Origin of the sequence: Kineococcus aurantiacus (genome assembly GCF_013409345.1) — a bacterium.
Classification (GTDB): Bacteria; Actinomycetota; Actinomycetes; order Actinomycetales; family Kineococcaceae; genus Kineococcus; species Kineococcus aurantiacus.
Window position 1 is genome coordinate 3,778,808 of record NZ_JACCBB010000001.1, and the last position, 15,037, is coordinate 3,793,844.

At 75.9% G+C, this 15,037-nt stretch carries 17 protein-coding genes; 6 read left to right on the forward strand and 11 right to left on the reverse strand.

Going from position 1 to position 15,037, the window contains the following annotated elements:
• Window positions 1-66 precede the first annotated feature (66 nt).
• The 3 genes from rsgA to BJ968_RS18165 form a co-directional block, all read right to left on the reverse strand.
• A complete protein-coding gene (rsgA, locus tag BJ968_RS18155) occupies window positions 67-1,161 on the reverse strand; it encodes a ribosome small subunit-dependent GTPase A (protein ID WP_218886412.1) in 1,095 nt (364 codons plus the stop codon).
• Window positions 1,158-2,510 (reverse strand): 3-phosphoshikimate 1-carboxyvinyltransferase, encoded by a 1,353-nt coding sequence (aroA, locus tag BJ968_RS18160; RefSeq protein WP_179754209.1) that lies wholly within the window; start codon window positions 2,508-2,510, stop codon window positions 1,158-1,160. Before aroA ends, rsgA begins: the two co-directional genes overlap by 4 nt.
• Window positions 2,511-2,574: 64 nt before the next feature.
• Window positions 2,575-3,105: a DoxX family membrane protein gene (locus BJ968_RS18165; RefSeq protein WP_179754210.1), complete on the reverse strand. Its 531-nt coding sequence runs from the start codon at window positions 3,103-3,105 to the stop codon at window positions 2,575-2,577.
• Window positions 3,106-3,127: 22 nt separating this feature from the next.
• On the opposite strand from BJ968_RS18165, the gene BJ968_RS18170 reads away from it, so the two are divergent.
• From BJ968_RS18170 to rsrA, 3 genes are read left to right on the forward strand one after another with little or no spacing between them, the layout of a single operon-like run.
• Window positions 3,128-4,015: an SOS response-associated peptidase family protein gene (locus tag BJ968_RS18170; protein WP_218885155.1), complete on the forward strand. Its 888-nt coding sequence runs from the start codon at window positions 3,128-3,130 to the stop codon at window positions 4,013-4,015.
• A 36-nt stretch (window positions 4,016-4,051) separates the two neighbouring features.
• Window positions 4,052-4,852: a sigma-70 family RNA polymerase sigma factor gene (locus BJ968_RS18175; protein ID WP_343078111.1), complete on the forward strand. Its 801-nt coding sequence runs from the start codon at window positions 4,052-4,054 to the stop codon at window positions 4,850-4,852.
• Complete coding sequence (rsrA, locus tag BJ968_RS18180; protein ID WP_179754213.1) at window positions 4,849-5,100, forward strand: mycothiol system anti-sigma-R factor; 252 nt, start codon at window positions 4,849-4,851, stop codon at window positions 5,098-5,100. The genes BJ968_RS18175 and rsrA overlap by 4 nt, the downstream gene beginning before the upstream one ends.
• A 65-nt stretch (window positions 5,101-5,165) precedes the next feature.
• Here rsrA and BJ968_RS27175 read toward each other — a convergent pair whose 3' ends face one another.
• Window positions 5,166-5,240 (reverse strand): 50S ribosomal protein bL37, encoded by a 75-nt coding sequence (locus tag BJ968_RS27175; protein WP_375791718.1) that lies wholly within the window; start codon window positions 5,238-5,240, stop codon window positions 5,166-5,168.
• Between the two features lie 101 nt (window positions 5,241-5,341).
• On the opposite strand from BJ968_RS27175, the gene BJ968_RS18185 reads away from it, so the two are divergent.
• Entirely contained in the window at window positions 5,342-6,478 is a 1,137-nt protein-coding gene (locus BJ968_RS18185; protein ID WP_179754215.1) for a PilT/PilU family type 4a pilus ATPase, read from the forward strand.
• 25 nt (window positions 6,479-6,503) lie between these two features.
• On the opposite strand, the gene BJ968_RS18190 is transcribed toward BJ968_RS18185, so the two are convergent.
• From BJ968_RS18190 to BJ968_RS18210, 5 genes are all read right to left on the reverse strand, one after another.
• The gene (locus tag BJ968_RS18190; protein WP_179754217.1) at window positions 6,504-7,418 is read right to left on the reverse strand and encodes an NAD-dependent epimerase/dehydratase family protein; all 915 of its coding nucleotides are present in this window, start codon (window positions 7,416-7,418) and stop codon (window positions 6,504-6,506) included.
• 58 nt (window positions 7,419-7,476) lie between these two features.
• A complete protein-coding gene (locus BJ968_RS18195) occupies window positions 7,477-8,205 on the reverse strand; it encodes a diguanylate cyclase domain-containing protein (RefSeq protein WP_179754219.1) in 729 nt (242 codons plus the stop codon).
• On the reverse strand, window positions 8,202-9,365 hold the full coding sequence (locus BJ968_RS18200) for an FIST C-terminal domain-containing protein (RefSeq protein ID WP_179754221.1): 1,164 nt from the start codon (window positions 9,363-9,365) through the stop codon (window positions 8,202-8,204). The genes BJ968_RS18195 and BJ968_RS18200 overlap by 4 nt, the downstream gene beginning before the upstream one ends.
• A 74-nt stretch (window positions 9,366-9,439) precedes the next feature.
• On the reverse strand, window positions 9,440-9,583 hold the full coding sequence (locus BJ968_RS18205; RefSeq protein ID WP_179754223.1) for a hypothetical protein: 144 nt from the start codon (window positions 9,581-9,583) through the stop codon (window positions 9,440-9,442).
• A gap of 101 nt (window positions 9,584-9,684) precedes the next feature.
• Window positions 9,685-10,401, reverse strand: coding sequence for a maleylpyruvate isomerase family mycothiol-dependent enzyme (locus tag BJ968_RS18210; RefSeq protein WP_179754225.1), 717 nt, complete (start codon window positions 10,399-10,401; stop codon window positions 9,685-9,687).
• Between the two features lie 101 nt (window positions 10,402-10,502).
• Here BJ968_RS18210 and BJ968_RS18215 point away from each other — a divergent pair, with 101 nt between their 5' ends.
• Both BJ968_RS18215 and BJ968_RS18220 read left to right on the forward strand, forming a co-directional pair.
• Window positions 10,503-11,507, forward strand: coding sequence for a GlxA family transcriptional regulator (locus BJ968_RS18215; RefSeq protein ID WP_179754228.1), 1,005 nt, complete (start codon window positions 10,503-10,505; stop codon window positions 11,505-11,507).
• The gene (locus BJ968_RS18220) at window positions 11,504-12,361 is read left to right on the forward strand and encodes a YihY/virulence factor BrkB family protein (protein WP_179754230.1); all 858 of its coding nucleotides are present in this window, start codon (window positions 11,504-11,506) and stop codon (window positions 12,359-12,361) included. The genes BJ968_RS18215 and BJ968_RS18220 overlap by 4 nt, the downstream gene beginning before the upstream one ends.
• On the opposite strand, the gene BJ968_RS18225 is transcribed toward BJ968_RS18220, so the two are convergent.
• Together BJ968_RS18225 and BJ968_RS18230 are read right to left on the reverse strand one after the other, a co-directional pair.
• On the reverse strand, window positions 12,348-14,480 hold the full coding sequence (locus BJ968_RS18225; RefSeq protein WP_179754232.1) for a Cache 3/Cache 2 fusion domain-containing protein: 2,133 nt from the start codon (window positions 14,478-14,480) through the stop codon (window positions 12,348-12,350). The genes BJ968_RS18220 and BJ968_RS18225 overlap by 14 nt on opposite strands.
• A gap of 39 nt (window positions 14,481-14,519) precedes the next feature.
• Window positions 14,520-15,035 (reverse strand): DinB family protein, encoded by a 516-nt coding sequence (locus BJ968_RS18230; protein ID WP_179754235.1) that lies wholly within the window; start codon window positions 15,033-15,035, stop codon window positions 14,520-14,522.
• Window positions 15,036-15,037 lie beyond the last annotated feature (2 nt).

The following is a 15,037-nucleotide window of genomic DNA, read 5'->3' on the forward strand; positions in this document are numbered from 1 at the left end:
ACCGGTCGTCGTCGTCACCCTATGGCATCACCGGTGACGGCGAGTGCGTGCCGGGGACGTGACGGGTCACCGGGGCGCCGGCCCGCCCCCCGGTGCGCTCCCCGGTGCGCCGCCGTCGCGGCCGGTGTCCTCCCGCGTGCTGCGGCGGGCCGCCAGCAGCCGCCGGAACGACTCCAGCCGCACCGGGCCCGCGGCCCCCGCGTGCCCGGTCGCGACCCACGCGTCCAGCGCGCAGTCCGGCTCGTCGTGGGTGCAGCCGCGCGGGCAGTCCCGCTCCCCGGGCAGCAGGTCCGGGAACGCCCGCAGCACCGACTCCGGCGCGACGTGGGCCAGCCCGAACGAGCGCACCCCCGGGGTGTCGACGACCCAGCCGCCGCCGGGCAGGGCCAGCGCCGAGGACGCCGACGACGTGTGCCGCCCGCGGCCCGTCACGGCGTTGACGTGGCCGGTGGCCCGCTCGGCGTCCGGGACCAGGGCGTTGACCAGGGTCGACTTGCCCACGCCGGAGTGACCCACCAGCACGCTCGTGCGGCCGGCCAGCCGCTCCCGGACCGCGTCCAGGCCCACCAGCCCCTCGGGCCCGCGCGAGGTCACGACGGCCTCCAGCCCCAGCGGCGCCCAGGTGGTCAGCACCTCCTCGGCGGGCCGCAGGTCGCCCTTCGTCAGGCACAGCAGCGGGGTCATGCCCGCGTCGTACGCCGCCACGAGGCAGCGGTCGACCAGCCGCGAGCGCGGCTCGGGGTTCGCCACGGCCGCCACCACCACGAGCAGGTCGGCGTTGGCCACCACGACGCGCTCCACCGGGTCGCTGTCGTCGGCGGACCGGCGCAGCGTCGTGCGCCGCTCGTCGATGCGGACGATGCGCGCCAGGGTGTCCGTCGTCCCCGACACGTCCCCGACCAGGCCCACCCGGTCGCCCACGACGACGCCCGTGCGCCCCAGCTCCCGGGCCCGCATGGCCGTCACCACGCGCTGCTCCGCCGTGCCCTCACCGACCAGGCACGTCGAGCGGCCGCGGTCGACGGCGACCACGAACGCGTCGACGGCGTCGGCGTGCGCGGGGCGGTCCTTGGTCCGCGGTCGCGACCCGCGCCGGTTCGGCCGGACCCGGACGTCGTCCTCGTCGAACCGGCCGAGCGGACCGCGCTGGCGGGGGCTCAGGCGCCCACCCCGGCCAGCATCGAGGCCCACATGCCGGGGAAGTCGGGCAGCGTCTTGCCGGTCGTGGCGATGTCCTCCACGAGGACCCCCTCGACCCGCAGCCCGATGACGGCCCCCGCGGTGGCCATCCGGTGGTCGGCGTACGTGCGGAACACCCCGCCGTGCAGCGGCGCCGGGTGCAGCAGCAGCCCGTCCAGCGTCTCCTCGGCGCGCCCGCCCAGGCTGTTCACCTCGGTGACCAGGGCCTTGAGCCGGTCGGTCTCGTGCCCGCGCAGGTGCGCGATGCCGCGCAGCCGGCTCGGGGAGGACGCCAGCGCCGCCAGCGCGGTCACGACCGGCGCCAGCTCCCCGGCCTCGTGCAGGTCCAGGTCCACGCCGTACAGCTCCCCGGTGCCCTCCACGAGCAGCCCGTCGCGGTCCAGCGTCACGTCCGCGCCCATCTGGTCCAGCACGTCGCGCAGCACGTCGCCGGCCTGCGTCGTCGACTGCGGCCACCCCGGCACCCGCACCCGGCCCCCGGCCACGGCCGCCGCGGCCAGGAACGGCCCGGCGTTGGACAGGTCCGGCTCGACCTGGACGTCGAGGGGGTTGATCTCCCCGGCCTCGACGAACCAGCGCCCCGGCGTGGAGTCGTCGACCAGGACCCCGGCGTCGCGCAGCACCTCCACCGTCATCCGGATGTGCGGCAGGCTCGGGATGGGCGGGCCCTCGTGGACGACCTCCAGGCCCTCGCGGGTGCGGGCCCCGACCAGCAGCAGCGCCGAGACGAACTGGCTGGAGGCCGAGGCGTCGATGCGGACGGTGCCGCCGCGCAGCCCGCCGGCCGGGCCCTGGACGCTGAACGGCAGCAGCCCGCGCCCGCCGTCCTCCACGAGCGCGCCGAGCTGGCGCACGGCCTCGACGACGGCACCCATGGGGCGCTCGCGGGCCCGGGTGTCGCCGTCGAACTCGACGGGGGAGTCGGCCAGGGCCGCGACGGGCGGCAGGAAGCGCATGACCGTCCCGGCCAGCCCGCAGTCGATGCGGGAGCCGCCGGTGACCGGGCCCGGGCGCACCACCCAGTCCTCCGGGCCGACGCCCTCGGCGGCGTGACCGCCCTCGACCACGTCCGCGCCGAGCTGGCGCAGCGCGTCGGCCATGAGCAGCGTGTCCCGCGAGACCAGCGGGTCGCGCAGCAGGGAGGGGCGCTCGGCCAGCGCCGCCACCACGAGGTAGCGGTTCGTCAGCGACTTCGAGCCCGGCACTGCCACCACGGCGTCGAGGGGGCCGGCCGCGGTCGGCGCGGCCCACAGCTCACCGGCGTCGGCGACCGGGCTCGGGGGTCTGCTGGACGGATCGTTCGGGGTCACGGGGGCATCCTCCCAGCCGCCCGCGACGGGGCGCGACCGTCGCCGCGCGACCCGCCGGGAGAGCTCAGCCGAGCTTGGCCGCGGCCAGCTGGACGTCCTTCTTGCCGATCTCGGCGGCGTGCAGGGCCTCGCGGGCCGCCAGCCGGGCCAGGCGCTGGGCGTCGCGGCCCGCGCGCTTGCCGCGCCACAGCGCGCCGGGCTTGCCGGCGGTGTCGGCGGCGGCCAGCAGGGCCGCGCCCAGCAGGCCGACGTCGGTGAGGAAGTCGGTGAGGACCTCGGCGCGCACCGTGGAGTCCTTCTCGGACCAGAACGGGTGGTTGACCGCGGCGGTCGGGGCCGCGGTCGCGGCCAGCACCGTCGCGGCCAGCCGGGGCGCGCGGCCGAGGGCGAACAGCACGCCCGCGCCCGCCATCGCGGCTCCGTTCAGGCGGACCAGCAGCACCGGGTCGTCGGGCAGCCGCAGGGTCCCGGCCGCCCGGTGCACGAGCGGTTCGGCCGAGGGCGCGAGGTCGGCGGCGTGCCGGACCTGGTCGATGCCGTTCTTGATGAAGATCGCCGCGAGCATCGGGCGGGCCACTCGTCGCACCACAGTCATGGGAGTTGCCTACCGCACCGCGGTGCCCACCGCGAACGCGGGCCTCGTGCCGGTCGTGTCCGGGGCGGGTGGCAAGGTCTGCCGGGTGTGCGGTCGCTACGCCCTGCGTCGGGAGCTCGAGGACCTCGTGGAGGAGTTCGAGGTCGACGACAACACCCTCACCGGCCCCGCCGCCGATCCCGCGGCGGTCACCCGGTCCACGAACGTCGCCCCCACGACGACGCCCCCGGTGGTGCTGGAGCGCTTCCGCAAGGGCGAACCGGACGCCCCGCCCACCCGCTCGCTGCGCGCGCTGCGGTGGGGCCTGGTGCCCAGCTGGTCGAAGGACGCCTCCGGCGCGGCCCGGATGGTCAACGCGCGGTCCGAGACGCTGCTGGACAAGCCCGCCTTCGCCGCGGCCGCGCTCGCGCGCCGCTGCCTGGTGCCCGTCGACGCCTGGTACGAGTGGCAGACCACCGCGGTCACCGGGCCCGGCGGCAAGCCGCTCAAGCAGCCCTTCGCGGTGTCCGCCGCCGACGGGTCGGTGCTGTCGCTGGCCGGGGTCTACGAGTTCTGGCAGGACCCCGCCAGGGCCCCCGAGGACCCCGCCCGCTGGGTGGTGTCCTTCGCCGTCGTCACGCGGGCGGCCGAGGCGGGGCTGGACCGGCTGCACGAGCGGATGCCCCTCGTCGTCCCGCGGGACCTGCGCGACGCCTGGCTGGACCCCTCCCTCGACGACGCCGACGACGTGCGGTCCCTGCTGGGGGCCGTCCCGCACGACCTCTTCCTCGGCGGTGCGCTGCGGGCCCACCCCGTCTCCCGGCGCGTCGGCGACGTCCGCGACACCGGCGAGGACCTGCTGGACCCCGTCCCCCTCGCCGACCTGGCGGGCGTGGTGGACCTGCGCACCGGCGAACCGATCGGTGGGTGACGGAATGGTGACGGCGGGCCCCGCGTTGTCCCGGTCATGCCGCTCGCCCCACCCCTCGAACCCGTCCGGGAGGCCCGGCGCCCGTCCGCGCGCCGGGTCGAGCCGCGCACCCCGTCCCGCGGGACGGCCGGACCGCCCCGCCGCCAGGACCACCGTGCCCCGCGCGTGGGCGCCGTCCCCGCGCAGGGCCTAGGCTCGATCCCGATGACCGAGCAGACCGAGCAGGTCCCGGCGACCACCGTCGCCGAGGAGACCGCTGACGAGCGGGCCGCGCGCTTCGAGCGCGACGCCCTGCCCTTCCTGGACCAGCTGTACTCCGCGGCCCTGCGCATGACGCGCAACCCCGCCGACGCCGAGGACCTCGTCCAGGACGCCTTCGCGAAGGCCTACGGCGCGTTCCACCAGTTCACGCCCGGGACGAACCTCAAGGCGTGGCTGTACCGGATCCTCACGAACACGTACATCAACACGTACCGCAAGAAGCAGCGCGAGCCCCAGCAGTCGCACTCGGACGAGATCGAGGACTGGCAGCTGGCCCGGGCCGAGTCGCACTCCTCGACCGGTCTGCGCTCGGCCGAGACCGAGGCGCTGGACCACCTGCCTGACTCCGACGTCAAGCGGGCGCTGCAGCAGGTCCCCGAGGACTTCCGGCTGGCCGTCTACCTGGCCGACGTCGAGGGCTTCGCGTACAAGGAGATCGCCGAGATCATGGGCACTCCCATCGGGACGGTGATGTCCCGGTTGCACCGCGGCCGTCGTCAGCTGCGCGAGCTGCTGCGCGACTACGCCGTGGACCGCGGCGTGTCCGGTGCGACCCAGAAGGAGAGTGCGTCGTGAGCGGGTCCAAGCACTGCCACGAGGTCCTGGACCGGGCCTTCGAGTACCTCGACGGCGAGATGCCGGACCTGGACTGCGAGCAGCTGCGCGCGCACCTGGAGGAGTGCGCCAGCTGCCTGGCCCAGCTCGCCGAGGACGAGAAGCTCAAGCGCGTCATCCGCGACGGCTGCCCCTGCGAGGAGGCCCCGCAGACCCTGCGGGCACGCATCCTCGTCTCGATCACGCAGGTCACCACCACCGCCGGCTGACCCCCGCACGCACGAGGCCCCGGACCCGTCAGGGTCCGGGGCCTCCGTCGTGTCTGCGAGCAGACTCAGGCGTTGGGGCGCTTGCCGTGGTTCGCGCCGTTGCCCTTGCGCGAACGGCGCTTGCGGCCTCGCTTGCTCATGGTGGTCCTCCTCCGTGCTGGTCGGGTGCTTCTCCGCCGTCCATCGTCCCACGGGGCGAGGGGTGCTCAAGGTCGCCCGCGCCCGCGCCGATGCCGCTGGGGTGACGACCACGCAGGGGACCGAGCAGCCGAGCGCCGGGCACCGGGCCGTCCCGGTCGAACCGCTCATCACGCCGTACCTGCGGGCCCTGGTCGAGCTGCGCGGCTCGGACCTGCACTGCAAGGCGGGCTCGCCGCCGCGCCTGCGCATCGACGGCCGGCTGCGGGCGCTGCAGGCCCCCGCGCTGACGGCGGAGGTCACCGAGCGGATGCTCGAGGAGATCATGCGCGACGACCTCGTCGAGGAGTTCGCCCGCACCCACGAGGCCGACTTCGCCTACAGCCTGCCCGGCGGGGCGGGCCGCTTCCGCGTCAACGCCTTCCGCCAGCGCGGGGCCGTGGGGCTGGTGCTGCGCCGCGTCGCCGCCCAGGCCGTGCCGCTGTCCGGGCTCGGCGTGCCGCCGGTCATCGAGCAGCTCGCCCTGGAGCACCGCGGGCTGCTGCTGGTCACCGGCCCCACCGGGTCGGGCAAGACCACGACGCTGGCCGGGATGATCGACCACATCAACACCGTGCGCGAGTCGCACATCGTCACCATCGAGGACCCCATCGAGGTCCTGCACACCGACAACCGCTCGATCGTCAGCCAGCGCGAGGTCCGCCTCGACACCGCCGACTTCACCACGGCGCTGCGCGCGGCGATGCGCCAGGACCCCGACGTCATCCTCGTCGGGGAGATGCGCGACCAGGAGACCGTCAAGGCCGCCCTGTCGGCCGCCGAGACCGGGCACTTCGTCATGTCGACGCTGCACACCATCGACGCGGCCGAGACGATCTCGCGCATCGTCGACTTCTTCCCCCCGCACGAGCAGAAGCAGGTGCGGCTGGCGCTGGCCGGGTCGCTGCGCGGGATCGTCTGCCAGCGGCTGGTGCCCCGCGCCGACGGCGCGGGGCGCTGCGTGGTCATGGAGATCTGCGTCAACACCGGCCGCATCGCCGACGCCATCGCGGACCCGGACAAGACGAACCTCATCACCGACCTCATCCGCGAGGGGCAGTACTACCAGATGCAGACGTTCGACCAGCACCTCGTCACGCTGGTCCGCGACGGCGTCGTGACGCTGGAGGACGCCCAGGACGCCGCGTCCAGCCCGCACGACCTGGCCGTGGAGCTGCGCCGCCTGGGCCTGGTGACCTGACCTCCCGCACCCCGCGGGGCGGGGCTCAGGCCCCGGCGCGGGGGTCGTCCAGCACGTCGCGCCAGGAGTGCTGCGGGGAGAACCCGAGCAGCTCGCGGGCCTTGTCGATGCTGTAGAGGGTCTCGTCCCGCCCCATCTCCCGGCGCACCTCGACCCCGGCGTAGAACCTCTCGAGGACCTCCTGCGTGGTCGCGGCGACCGACATGTCCGCGTTGGCGACGTTGAACACCTGGAAGCCGAGGCCGTCGGTCTCCAGGGCCCGTTCGGTCGCCAGCCCCAGGTCGCGGACGTCGATGTAGGCGAAGACGTTGCGCCGCCGCAGCGACGGGTCGGCCAGGAACGCCGGGAACTTCTCGGCGTACTCGTGCGGCTCGATGACGTTGTTGATCCGGAACCCGTAGACGTCGGCGCCGGTGCGGGCCTGGAACGACCGCGACACGACCTCCCCGGCCACCTTCGAGATGGCGTAGGCGTCCTCCGGCACGACGGGGTGCTCCTCGTCGACGGGCACGTACAGGGGTTTGCGCTCCCCGCGGGCGAAGCAGATCCCGTAGGTGGTCTCGGAGGAGGCGAAGACGACCTTGCGGATCCCGAGCCGGGTCGCGGCCTCCAGCACGTTGTAGTGGGCCGCGACGTTGGTCTGGAACGTCGTGGCCTCGGGGGCCTGGAACATGCTGGGGATCGCGGCGAAGTGGACGACGGCGTCGTACGCCGAGCCGCCACCCGTGTCGGGGCCGGGGGTGTCGAGGTCGTCCGCGGGGGTGCCCGCCAGCGCGGAGTAGACCTGGCCGGCGTCGGTCAGGTCGACCCGCAGGTCGGCGACGTCGGGGTGGCGCAGCGGGGTGAGGTCGGCGTTGGTGACCCGGTGGCCCCGGGAGGCCAGGTACGGGGCGACGTGGTGACCGGCCTTGCCGCTGCCGCCGGTGAAGAAGATGCGCATGACCCCAGCCAAGCACTGACGGGCCGTCGCGCCAGGGGGAGCGGGCGGGCGCGGGTCCTCAGGCGTCCAGGTCCACGTGGTGCACGCGGTTCTTGCCGGCCGCCTTCGCCGCGTACATCGCGTCATCGGCCGCGCGCACGAGGTCCTCCCCGGTGCGGCCGGCCGCCGTCGCCAGGGCCAGCCCGACGCTGGCGCCGACGCGGACGCTGCCGGCGCTCAGGGCGAACGGCCGGGACAGGGCCTCGACCAGCCGCCCGGCCACGGCCAGCGCCTGCGCGTCGGTGCCGGGGTCGGCCGTGGCCGTGAGGAACTCGTCGCCGCCGAGGCGGCCCACGAGGTCCGCGGAGCGGCAGCCGGTCCGCAGCCGGCCGGCGGCCGCGGTGATGAGCTCGTCCCCGGCGGCGTGGCCGTACCGGTCGTTGACGGCCTTGAACCCGTCGAGGTCGACGAAGCACACCGCCACCCGGGTCCCCCGCGCGGTGGCGCGCTCCAGCAGCCGGTCCAGCCCGTCGAGCAGCCCGGCCCGGTTCGCCAGCCCGGTCATGCCGTCCAGCAGGGCGCGCGAGCGCAGCTCCTCGTGCAGCCCGGTCATCTCCTCGGCGGAGATCCGCATGGCCCGTTCCAGCACGTACCGGGAGCGGTCGTGCTCGGTGTAGACGTCGGAGACGCCGGTGAGCAGCCGCTGCCAGCGCTCGGGGTCCGGGACGGTGGCCGCGTCCAGGCCCAGGCGGCGCAGCTGCCGGGCCAGGACGCGGTGCACGGCGCCGTCGGGGGAGGGGTCGGTCACGGGCGCTCGCCCAGGACGGCGACGGTGAGCGTCTCGTTGTGCAGGTCGCACGAGCGCGCCGCCGTCGGCGCCAGCTCGCCGTAGGTGTAGAAGCCCAGCACGGGGGTCCCGGCGGGCAGGCCGGCCACGACCGACTCCAGCTCGTCCTCGGTGCGCGAGCCCAGCGCCAGCCGGCGTCCCAGGCAGGTGACGACCAGGGCCAGGCCGACGGGGACGTCCGCGGCGGCGACGGCCCGGCGCGCGGCCTGCTCGGCGGCGTCGGCCAGCGCCTCGGAGTCCTGGTGCAGCAGCTGGGCGGTGCAGCCCTGGGGCACGTCGCCGGTGAGCAGGATGGTGTCGGTGGCGTCGTCGACGTCGAGGACCGAGCGCACCACGGCGGTGCCGTGCTCGCCGGGGCGGCGGATGGCCAGCGGGAAGCGCAGCCCGGCCACCGGCAGGCCGCGGGCCTCCTCGCCGAGGTAGCGCTTGTAGAGCGCGAGCGCGGGCTGCCCGTCCAGCTCGTGCAGGGTGGCGCCGTCCGCGCGGGTCACCCGCCGCTGCGGGCCCAGGTCGGCCCAGCCGCTGCCGGTGCCCACGCTCAGCCCGACGCGCTCGCCGTAGAGCCCGACGGCGGTCACGACCCCGGTCCGCGGCCGGCCGTCGACCAGCACCCAGCACGGCGGCAGCAGGCCGCCGGGCGCGGGCAGCCCGGCGCTCATGCCGCCGAAGACGGGGACGGTGCCGCCGGTCCCGCGGGACAGGCCCTCGGCCAGGGCGTTGCCGACGACGTCGCGGCCGTGGGCCAGGACGAGGACGGCGGCCAGGTCCTCGCCGGGGCCCGAGCCGTGGGCGCGCAGGCGGCCGCCGAGGGCGGCGCCGGCCTCCTCGGAGGTGCCCGCGGTCAGCGGGACGTGGTCGAGGACGACCCGGGTGCGCTCGAAGGTGACGACGGTGACGAGCACCTCCTCGTCCAGCAGCGCGTCGCCCAGGACGAGGCCGGCGGTGGAGGCGCCCAGGACGCTGGAGCGGGGGTAGGCGGCCAGCAGGTCGGCGACGGGGACGTCGGGTCCCGGCACGGCGGGGCCGCTGAGCACCAGGACCAGGGTGCGGGGTCCGTCCACGGCCGGCAGCGGGGTGGACCACCCCTGCGCGCGGTCCCAGCGCGCGTGGTGCACTCGCACGGCGGTTCCTCCTCGGACGGGTCGTCGGGGTGTTGTCGACGGGTCCGGGGGCGGACTTGACGGCTGCGGCGCCCCTACCGGCGCTGCACGGGGTAGGGGAGGGGGTCGGCGTCGGACCACGCGCGGGAGGTGCGGGTGTCGGCGCCGAAGCGGGGTGCGGCCAGGGCCAGCACCACGAGGACGAGGAGCACGAGGAGGGCGGGGAGGTCGGTGGGCACGCCTTCAGCCTCCGCCGCCGCGCCGCACCGGACGAGTGGCAGTTCTGCCGACGTTCGGCCACATCCTGCCAAGCGCTCGGGGCCCGCCCGGACGCCCCGGTTCAGGGGGTGAGGGCGTCGCCCAGGACCTCCCGCGCGCGCCGGGCGTCGCCCCGGACGACCAGCCGCGGGTCCCCGCACGTCGTGCGCCGCCACAGCAGGCGCACCAGGTCGGCGTCCGCCCCGGACACCGACGCCACGACCGGCCCGGTGCCCAGCACCCGGCGCCGCGACCCCAGCAGCTCGACCGCCACCGCGGGCGCCGCCACCCGGCCCAGCCGGACCTGCCGCGGCAGCACCGTGTCCAGGACCTCCTCGACGGCGTCCGCGACGACGTCCGGGGCGCCCTCGCGCGGCCGCCCCGCGGCGTCGGCCAGGTCCCACGTGTGCACGAGGGTCTCGTGCAGCTGCCGGCGCCCCCAGTCGGCGACCACGCCGTGCCCGGCGAAGGTCGGGCAGGGCCGGGCCGGGTCCTCGCCGAGCGCGGTGAGCAGGTCCCGCGCGGCGGCCGCGTACGCCGCGCACGGCGCGGGGTCCGGGGCCGGGTCGGCGTCGTCGGGCACGGTGCCGCCGACGGGGGTGCGGGTCACGGCCGCGGCCCAGCGGTGGACCCCCGTCAGGTGCGTCACGAGGTCCAGGGCCCGCCAGCCCGGGCAGCCCGGGACGGCGGCGTCGGGTCCCACCTCGCGGGCCAGGGCCAGGAACGCGCGCTGCTGGGCCTCGAGCGCGGTCCGGACGTCGAGGGCGGGCGGAGCGGGGTGCGGGGAGCCGGTGGTCACCTCCGCAGCGTCCTCGTGGTCGCGCCCCCGGGCCAGTGGCAGCCCCGCCGAGGTCCGGCCACATCCTGCCAACCGGCCCGGGCGCTGGCACACTGCCGGTCATGGGGACCAGCGGTGACCTGCACGACGTCGCGGTCGTCGTCGAGGAGGGCTTCTCGGCGTTCGAGTTCTCCGTGGCCTGCGAGGTCTTCGGCATCGACCGCGCCGACGACGGCGTGCCGCCGTTCCGCTTCGCCGTCTGCACCGAGCAGGAGGGCCCCGTGCCCTCCCGGCAGGGCTTCTCCCTCACGGCCGACCACCGCCTCGACCGCCTCGACGACGCCGACCTCGTGATCGTGACCCCCACCAAGCGCGGGTTCGAGCCGCCCGGCGACCAGCTCACCGAGCGCCTGCACGCCGCGGCGGCGCGCGGGGCCACCGTCGCCAGCTTCTGCAGCGGCGCCTTCACCCTCGCCCACACCGGGCTGCTCGACGGCCGCCGCGCCACGACCCACTACATGTACGCGACCGAGCTGGCCCGCCGCTTCCCCCTCGTCGAGGTCGTCCCCGACGTCCTCTACGTCGAGGACGGCCCCATCGCCTCCAGCGCGGGCACGTCGGCGGGCATCGACCTGTCCCTGCACCTGGTCCGCCGGCACCACGGCACCGCCGTCGCCACGGCCATCGCCCGCCGCATGGTCGTGCCCCCGCACCGCGACGGCGGGCAGGCGCAGTACGTCGAGGCCCCCGTCCGCCCGTGCGCCGACGAGTCCCTGGCCGCCGCCCTGGACTGGGCCGCGGCGAACCTGCACACCGAGATCGACGTCGCCGCCTGGGCCCGCGCGGCCACCATGTCCCCGCGCACCTTCGCCCGCCGGTTCCGCGCCGAGACCGGCGTCACCCCCCACCGCTGGCTGCTGGAGCGCCGCGTCACCGCGGCCCGGCTGCTGCTGGAGGAGGGCGACGAGAGCGTCGACGAGGTGGCCCGCTGCTGCGGCTTCGGCTCCGCGGCGATGCTGCGCCAGCACTTCCTGCGGCTCGTCGGGACCACCCCCACCGCCTACCGCCGCACCTTCCGCGGCACCCGGTCACCCGACCCGGTCCGCCTCGTGCCGGCAGGCGCATGAGGTTCCTGCGCAGGCTCTTCGCGGACGTCCACGCCCGCCTGCACGGTCACGACCTCTTCCTCGTCTCGGCGGGGGTCACCTTCTACGCCGCCATCGCCCTCGTGCCCTCGCTCATCGTCGTGGTCCGGCTGCTGGCCGCCGTCATCGGGCCCGGGCAGGTGCTGGAGCTGGCCGACGCCGTCGGCCGCGCCCTGCCCAGCGCCCAGGGCGCCGGGGACGTCGTGCGGGAGCTGGCGGCGCGCGCCGTCGACGTCGGCTGGGTCGCCGTCGTCGTGGCCTTGGTGCCCGCGACCGTCTACGGGGAGGGCCTGCGGCGCGGGTTCGCGCGCGTCAGCGTGCGCCACCCCGAACCGCCCCCCGCCGCCGTGCGGGGCCGGGTGGGGGCCTGGAAGGTGCGGCTGCAGGCGCTGCCGCTGCTGCTGCTCGCCCCGGCGGGCTTCCTCGCCGTCCTGGAGGTCGCGCCCTGGCTCGTGCGGCTGTTCGGCTCCGGGACCCCCGGGTCCGTGCTGGCGGTGTACATCGCGCTCAACGTCGACTGGCTCGTCGTCTCGCCGGTGCTCGTCTACGTCTACAAGGTCCTCGGACCGGTCCGCCCGGGGTGGTGGGCCGCCCTGTGGGGCGGCTACGCCACGGGCGCGTTCGTCTCCGGCTTCCTGCAGGGCTTCGTGCTCTTCCTGGCCATCCCCGTCGACCTGGGCGCCCCCTTCGGCGGGTTCACCCAGGTCGGGGGGGCCGTCGCCGTCTGCCTGTGGCTGTGGGTGTTCACGGCGCTGAGCGTGTACGGCTACGCCGTCACCCTGGAGCTGCAGCGGCTGCGGGACCGGCGCCACCGGCACGAGGTCAGCGCAGCGTGAACTGGCGCACCTGCTCGTCCAGGTGCCGGGCGACCGCCGACAGCTCACCCACCGAACCGCGCACCGCCCGCACCTCCGCCGTCGTCCCCTGCACCGCACCGACCGTGCCCTCCAGGGCCGAGGTGATGCCCGCCGAGCGGTCCGCCGCGGTGTGCAGCGTGCCGCTGACGGACGTCGTGGTCGCCAGCTGCTGCGCGACGGCGGCCGCGATGGCCGCCTGCAGCTCGTCGATGTGCGCGATGGTCTCGGTGATCCGGGCGATGTCGGCCCGCACCGCGGCGGCCTCCGACTGCACGGCCGTCAGCGTCGGCGCGATCTCCTCGGTCGCCTGCGCGGTCTGCCGGGACAGCTCCTTGACCTCCTCGGCCACGACCGCGAACCCCGCCCCCGCCTCCCCGGCGCGGGCGGCCTCGATGGTGGCGTTGAGGGCCAGCAGGTTCGTCTGCGCCGCGATCGCGGTGATGGTGCGCAGCACGTCGGCGATCTGCTGGGAGCTGGCCCCCAGCCGCTCCACCGTGCCGTTGGCGGCGTGCGCCAGCTGGACGGCGTCGGCGGCGACCAGGGTGACGTTGCTCGTCGTGGCCGACACCTCGTCGGCGGCCGCGCGCAGCTGCTCGACGGCGTCGGAGACCTCGTGCACCCCGCCGGAGACGGTCGCGGCGTCACCGGAGACCTGCACGATCTCGGCGGCCGTGGACTCGGCGGTGCCCGCGAGCCGGTCGCTGGCCCCGTCCAGGGCCCCGGCGGCCTCGGTGACCCGGCCCGCGCCGGCGCTGACCGCGGTCAGCGCCTCCCGCACCGCCGCGGTGGCCTCGTCCAGGGCCTGGCCCATCGCGCCCAGCTCGTCGTCGCCGTGGCGCTCGCCGTCGGCCAGGACGCGGGCGGACAGGTCCCGCGCGGCGACGCGGCGCAGGACGTCGGTGAGCCGGCCGATGCGGCCGACCAGGCTGCGGGCCAGCAGGGCGATGACCCCGGCCATGAGCAGCGCGACGCCCGCGCCGAGCAGCACGGTGTTGCGGACCAGGCTGGCGCCGCCGGCGGCGACGCGGTCGGTGACGGCGGCGGTCTCGGCGTCGGGCAGCCAGCTCGTGACGACCCAGTTGTAGGCGGGGTAGCGCGAGACGCCCACCGTGTAGCTGCCCGAGCTCAGGTGCACGCGGGTGGTGGTGAACCCGCCCTCGGGCAGCGCCTTCGCGGTCGCCAGCAGCTCCTGCACGTAGGGGCGGCCGTCGGCGTCGGCGGCGTCGGCCATGGCTTCGCCGTCCGCGGTCCCGTCGGGGGCCACGACGGCCGTGCCGGCCGTGGCGGCGGCGTCGGAGAACACGGCGTAGTAGCCGCTGCGGCCCACGGTGGAGGAGGTCAGCGCCGAGCGCAGGGCGTCGGTGACGTCGGCCTGGGGCAGGCCGACGAAGACGGCGCCCACGACCTCGCCGCCCACGGTGAGCGGGGCGTAGACCGTCACGTACGGCTTGTCGACGACCGTCGCGGTGCCGTGGTACGTCTCCCCGGCCAGCAGCGACTTCACGACGGCGTTGGGCGAGCCGTCGGCGCCGACGGCGGGGATGTACGTGCCGATGGCCCGCGAGCCGCTGGCCCCCACGACGGTGGTGGCGACCCGCAGCATGTCCCCGGTGGCGTTCACCTTCTGGAAGACCGTGACGGCCGCCCCGGTGAGCCGGGCCGCCTCGTCGATGGCGGGCACGACGGCGGCCGGGTCGCCCTGCTGGCCCAGCCACGTGCCGCCGAACTCCAGCCGGGGCAGGGTGACGGTGCTCTTGTCCTTGGTGACCTGGTTGGTGGCCGTCCAGGTGGCGCTCTCCCCGGCGTCCAGCGCGGCGGGGCCGAACTGGTCCAGCCGGTCGGTGGCGACCCGCAGGTCGGAGTCCAGCTGGTCCTGCACGGCCGCGGCCTGCGCGGACACCGTCGTCTGCACCTGCGTGCCGGCGTCGTGCAGCGACTGCTCCGACACGGCCCGCACGTCGGCGGAGATGTCCTGGGCCAGCCCCTCCACCTGCACGGCGGACAGCGCGCTCAGCAGGCCCGCGGTGACGACGACGGCACCCACGCCCGGCAGCAGCAGCTGGGAGCGCAGGGAACGGGGACGCAGCGAGAACGGCACGGGGGACCCATCGGCCACCCCGCGCCGGAACTCAAGCGGTCACGGCGTGTCGCCGGGTTCCGGGTGGTCCCCGGTGCGGCCGTCGATGAGCTCGCGCAGCACGTCGACGTGCCCGGCGTGCCGCGCGGTCTCCTCGACCATGTGCAGCAGGACCCAGCGCAGCGTCACGGTCTCCCCGTGCCACGCCGTGCCGCGCTCGGTGACCTTCAGCTCCCGGATCGCCGCGTCGGCCGCGGCGCGGGCCCGCTGGTAGTAGGCCAGGACGCCCTCGGTGGTCTCCCACGGGTGGATGCGCCAGTCGGCCTGCGGGTCCTCGTCCAGCACGGCCGAGGGGACCTCGTCGCTGGGCCGCCCGAACGTGGAGCAGAACCAGCCGTACTCGACGCTGGCCAGGTGCTTCACGGTGCCGAGCAGGGTGATCTCCGAGCCCACGACGCGGCGGCGCAGCTGCTCGTCGTCGAGGCCCTCGAGCTTCCACAGCACCGCCTCGCGGTGACGCTGCAGGCTGGCCACCAGGCTCGGCTTCTCACCGGCGGTGTACGGGACGAGCGTCATGC